The sequence below is a fragment of the Microbacterium sp. genome (genome assembly GCF_049661145.1).
GTDB lineage: Bacteria > Actinomycetota > Actinomycetes > Actinomycetales > Microbacteriaceae > Microbacterium.
Genome location: NZ_JBASZT010000394.1, coordinates 1 through 4,750, shown reverse-complemented (window position 1 = coordinate 4,750; position 4,750 = coordinate 1). Strand labels below are relative to the sequence as shown.

Below are 4,750 nucleotides of genomic sequence, written 5' to 3'. Positions count from 1 at the left end.
GGGTTGCCGCTGTTCGCGGCGGGGAAGTCCTACGGCGGGCGGATGGCTTCGGTCGCCGTCGCCGAGGGGCGGATTGCCCCGGCGGGGCTCGTCTACCTCGGCTACCCGCTGCACCCGCCGGGTGAGCCCGAGAAGCCGCGCGCCGAGCACCTGACGGGCATCGCCGTTCCGCAGCTGTTCGTCGAGGGCACCCGCGACCCGTTCATCCAGCCGGTCTCGCAGCTCGAGGATGCCGTCGCCTCATGCTCCGACGCGTCGATCGTCTGGATCGAGGGCGGCGCGCATTCCTTCGAGGTCGCGGGCACCCGGCGGGACCCCGAGGTCATCGGCGCGGAGCTCGCGGCATCCGTCCTACCCTGGCTGCGCGAGAGGACGCGCTGATCGCGTCTGCGATCTCCAGGCCCGGGAAGACTCAGTGCGCGAGGCGTGCGATCCAGGCCTCGACGTCATCGGCGGTACGCGGGATGGCGACCGAGAGGTTCACCGGTCCGTCCTCGGTCATGAGGATGTCGTCCTCGATGCGCACACCGATCCCGCGGTACTCCTCCGGCACGGTCAGATCGTCGATCTGGAAGTACAGTCCCGGTTCGATCGTGAAGACCATTCCCGGGGCGAGGATGCCGTCGTAGTACATCTCCCGGCGCGCCTGCGCGCAGTCGTGCACGTCGATGCCGAGGTGGTGGCTCGTGCCGTGGACCATGTAGCGCCGGTGCTGGCCACCGAGATCGGCGTCCAGCGCCTCCTCCGCTGTCACGGGAAGCAGGCCCCACTCGGCGACCCGGTCGGCGATGACGCGCATTGCTGCCTGGTGGACGTCGCGGAACCGCACGCCCGGAAGGGCCGCAGCGAAGGCAGCGTCGGCGGCCTCGCGGACGGTCTCGTAGATCGTGCGCTGGATCGGCGTGAAGGTGCCGCTCACCGGCAGCGTCCGCGTGATGTCGGCGGTGTACAGGCTGTCGACCTCGACCCCGGCGTCGATGAGGATGAGGTCTCCCGGGACGACAGCGCCGTCGTTGCGCGTCCAGTGCAGGTAGCACGCGTGCGGGCCGGAGGCCGCGATCGTGTCGTAGCCCTCCCCGTTGCCCTCGACGCGTGCGCGGTGGTGGAACACGCCCTCGACGGCACGCTCGCCGCGCGGTGTGTCGATGACGCGGGGGAGATCGGCCACGATGTCGTCGAACCCGCGCGAGGTCACTGCGACCGCGAGGCGCAGCTGCTCGACCTCGTACTCGTCCTTGACGAGGCGCAGCTCGGACACGAACTGCGTGAGGTCGGCATCCTCCTCGAGCACGACATCGTCGTCGCCCGCGACGAACGCGCCGAGGTGCGCGGTCTGCAGACCGAGGTCGGCGGCAACGCCCGCAAGAGCCGGGCGCGGGCCGATCCAGAACTCGCCGATGCCGGCGTCGCCGTAGAACTCCGCGGTGGTCCGGTCGGCGCGCTCGCGCAGGTAGAGAGTGATGTCGTGGCCGGATGCCGAGTCGGTGCGCGGCTCGAACACGAGCACCGAGTCCGGCACGCTGTCGCTGGCCCACCCGGTCAGGTGCGAAAAGGCGGAGTGGGCGCGGAACGGGTAGTCCGTGTCGTTGGAGCGCTGCTTGTACGAACCCGCGGGGAACACGAGGCGCTTGCCCGGGAACGCCGCCGACACGGCGTCACGCCGAGCAGCGGCGAAGGGTGCCTGGGCGCGCTGCGGCGGCGTCAGGTCGGGGCGGTCGGCCCACCCCGTAGAGATCGTGTCGAGGAAGCCCTTCGGAAACGGCTGCTTGCGGTTCGTGTTCGAGGTTTCCGGCGCCTCGCGCGTCTGCTGCTCGCTCGTACTCATACCCCCAGTCTCCCACCCGCGCCCTTCTCCTGCGCGAGCCGCTACGTTTCGACCGAGCCGCCACGTTTCGACGCGGCGGAAGATAGCGGCTCGGGCGAAGGATAGCGGCCCGGCGAGTTTGATCGAGTTTGATGGCGGGCGCGGGGTCAGCCGGCCGCGGCCGGCTCGAGCTGCACGACGAGCGGGCGATGGTCGCTGCCGCTGGTGTCGAGCGAGTCGAGGACCACTGAACCCGTGACCCGCCAGGCATCCGTTGCCATGATGTGGTCGATCGGAGTGCCCAGCAGCCGCGGCCACGCCGTGGACCAGGTGCCGAGCGCGCCGGTTCCGGATGCCGTGGCGGCGTCGCGGCACGCGCCGAGCGCGCCGGGGCCGACGCCGAGACGGTCCATGTTGTCGACGGTCGCGTTGAAGTCGCCGGCCATGATGACGTCACCGCCCGGGCACTGGTCTGCGATCCACTGCAGATCGCCGCGCCAGTCGGCCATATGCGTCTGTCGCGGCGCGACGGCGTGCACGGCCACGATCGTCGGACCGCTGCCGTCGACCGGCATCGCCACGACGGACGGCACCGAGGACGTGTTGGTGGTGCCGTCGGCAGTGGAATCCACGACGGCGTAGTCGCCGAGGGCGGGGGAGATCAGCAGCGTCGTGGAATTGGCGGCCCAGTCCGGGTACCCGTCGCGCTCGCCGTAGTTCTCGTGGTGTGCCCACATCGGCGAGCCCATCTCGCGCATCGCGATCGCGACGGCTTCACCGGTCTCGATCGTCGTCTCGGGCAGCGCCACGACGTCGGCCTGCATCGCGATCGCGGTCTGGGCGATGAGGTGCGCGTCGGTGGCGTCGCCCGCGGTGTTCCAGGTCATGACTCGGATGCTGGACTCCGTCTGCTCCGGCAGGCTCCCGGGCCCGGTGCCGCGAAGGAACAGGATGCCGGCGTTCGCGCCTCCTGCGACGAGTGCGATCACGACGATCGCACCAGCGAACGCGCGCATTCGTCGGCTTGCGCAGAGCAGGAGCGCGACGAGCAGCACCGCGGCGAACACGCATACGACGATGCCCCGCAGTGACACGATCTGGGCGATCGGATAGGTGCGCTCCAGGCGGAAGAACTGTGGCCAGGTCACGATCGCGGCGGCGATAGCCGCGACCACGGTGACGAGGATTCCGAGCAGGCGCAGCACGTCAGCGACTCTACGGGAGCGTCCCTGGGAGAACCCGACGTCGCGTGCGGCTGCCCGGTACGCTCGAAGGATGGCACCGCACACGGACCCTTCCGGGTCATCCGGTGCACGGTTCCACGGCCCCAGCGACCTGCACCTGCACTCCGATCACTCGGATGGGACCGAGCCGCCGGCGCGCGTCATGGCTGCCGCGCACGCCGCCGGCATCCGTACCGCCGCCCTGACCGACCACGACACGACATCGGGGTGGGCCGAAGCGGCGGATGCCGCGGCATCCCTGGGAATGACACTGCTGCCAGGAATGGAGTTGTCGGCTCGGCACGACTGGCGCAGCGTCCACGTGCTCGGCTATCTGCTCGACCCGGACGATCTCGTCCTGCGGGCGATGACCGACCGCATCCGCCGTTCCCGGCTCACCCGGGCACGCACGATGGCCGATCGCATCGGCCGCGACTACGAGCTGTCGTGGGAGGACATCGAGAAGCAGACGACGGCCGGTGCCACCGTGGGCCGCCCCCACCTTGCCGACGCGCTGGTCGCCAAAGGCCACGTCGTGGATCGCAGCGAGGCCTTCGCCGGCATTCTGCACCCGCGCAGCCCCTACTACGTCGAGCTGTACGCGCCGGACCCGGTCGAAGCCGTCGCCGCGATCACCGGCGCCGGTGGCGTGGCGATCGTCGCCCATCCGGCCGGGAGGGCGGGGCTGTTGCCGGCACGCGTCATCGATCGGATGCTGGGGGCGGGCCTTGCCGGATTCGAACTCGGTCACCGCGAGAACGTCGAACCGGCTCTGTCGACTCTGCGTGAACTCGTTGACCGCAGGGGCCTGATCGCGACGGGCTCGAGCGACTATCACGGCCTCGGCAAGCCGAACGTGCCGGGCGAGTACACGACGAGCGACGACATGGTCGCACGGATCATCGATCGCGCACACGGAAGCGCCCCCGTCTTCCCGTGAGGGGAAGTCGGGGGCGCTTCGTCGATAGCTGCGACGCAGCGACGGTCAGGCCAGGGCCTTGGCCTTCAGCGTCTCGAACTCCGCTTGCGAGATCGCGCCGGATTCCAGCAGGCTCTTCGCCTGAGCGATCTGGTCGGCGGGGCTCGTGCCGGCGACCTGCTTGATGTAGTCGTCCTGCGCGGCCTTGTACTCCTTCGCCGCGGCGACCTGCCGCTCGCCCATGCCCCCACCACGGGCGATGAGGTAGACCAGGGCAGTGATGATCGGGAAGAAGATCAGGAAGAAGATCCAGACGGCCTTCCAACCGCCCGCGAGATTGCGGTCGCGGAAGATGTCGCCGATGATCGCAAACAGCGCCATCAGGTAGGCGACGAAGATGAAGATGGTCAGGAACCACCAGACCAGGTCCCAGAAAGATCCCCAGAAGCCGTGGTACTCCACGGCAGCGTCCAAAAAGCGCATTTCAGCCTCTCAAGATGTATGCGGTGCGGCGAATGCCGCACGTACCCAGCCTAGATCGCGGTCCGCGCGTCACCCGTCACAGGGCGCCGCGATCACCGCCGAGGGGTGAGCGCGCGGGTCAGGCGCCGGCGACGGGGGCACCGGGAGCTGACGAGCCGCTTGAGCCGCCGCGCCGACGACGACGGCGACGCGAAGGGGTGGGCTTGCCCTCGTGCTCGTCGCGGGTGGACCCATCGTCGTTGCTCGCGGGCGGTGCCGCCGGTCCGGTCCCCTCGGCGAAGGTTGCGCCCACCGGTGTCGAACCGGCGCGCCGCCGGCGCC

5 protein-coding genes and 1 pseudogene are annotated in these 4,750 nt (G+C 69.9%); 2 read left to right on the top strand and 4 right to left on the bottom strand.

Going from position 1 to position 4,750, the window contains the following annotated elements; translation table 11 throughout:
* Nucleotides 1–381 (top strand): alpha/beta family hydrolase (locus tag WBP48_RS16410; RefSeq protein ID WP_424441811.1); only part of this gene is annotated, 381 nt, incomplete at its 5' end.
* 31 nt (nt 382–412) lie between these two features.
* On the opposite strand, the gene WBP48_RS16405 is transcribed toward WBP48_RS16410, so the two are convergent.
* Nucleotides 413–1,825 (bottom strand): aminopeptidase P family protein, encoded by a 1,413-nt coding sequence (locus WBP48_RS16405; RefSeq protein WP_424441810.1) that lies wholly within the window; start codon nt 1,823–1,825, stop codon nt 413–415.
* A gap of 146 nt (nt 1,826–1,971) precedes the next feature.
* Nucleotides 1,972–3,009 (bottom strand): endonuclease/exonuclease/phosphatase family protein, encoded by a 1,038-nt coding sequence (locus tag WBP48_RS16400; protein WP_424441809.1) that lies wholly within the window; start codon nt 3,007–3,009, stop codon nt 1,972–1,974.
* 70 nt (nt 3,010–3,079) lie between these two features.
* On the opposite strand from WBP48_RS16400, the gene WBP48_RS16395 reads away from it, so the two are divergent.
* Nucleotides 3,080–3,967, top strand: a complete 888-nt coding sequence (locus tag WBP48_RS16395; RefSeq protein WP_424441808.1) for a PHP domain-containing protein — start codon at nt 3,080–3,082, stop codon at nt 3,965–3,967.
* A gap of 45 nt (nt 3,968–4,012) precedes the next feature.
* Here the strand turns inward: WBP48_RS16395 and WBP48_RS16390 are convergent, their stop codons facing one another.
* Both WBP48_RS16390 and WBP48_RS16385 read right to left on the bottom strand, forming a co-directional pair.
* Nucleotides 4,013–4,429: an SHOCT domain-containing protein gene (locus WBP48_RS16390; RefSeq protein ID WP_424441807.1), complete on the bottom strand. Its 417-nt coding sequence runs from the start codon at nt 4,427–4,429 to the stop codon at nt 4,013–4,015.
* Nucleotides 4,430–4,547: 118 nt separating this feature from the next.
* Nucleotides 4,548–4,750: pseudogene (locus WBP48_RS16385) on the bottom strand (DEAD/DEAH box helicase); the annotation flags it as partial.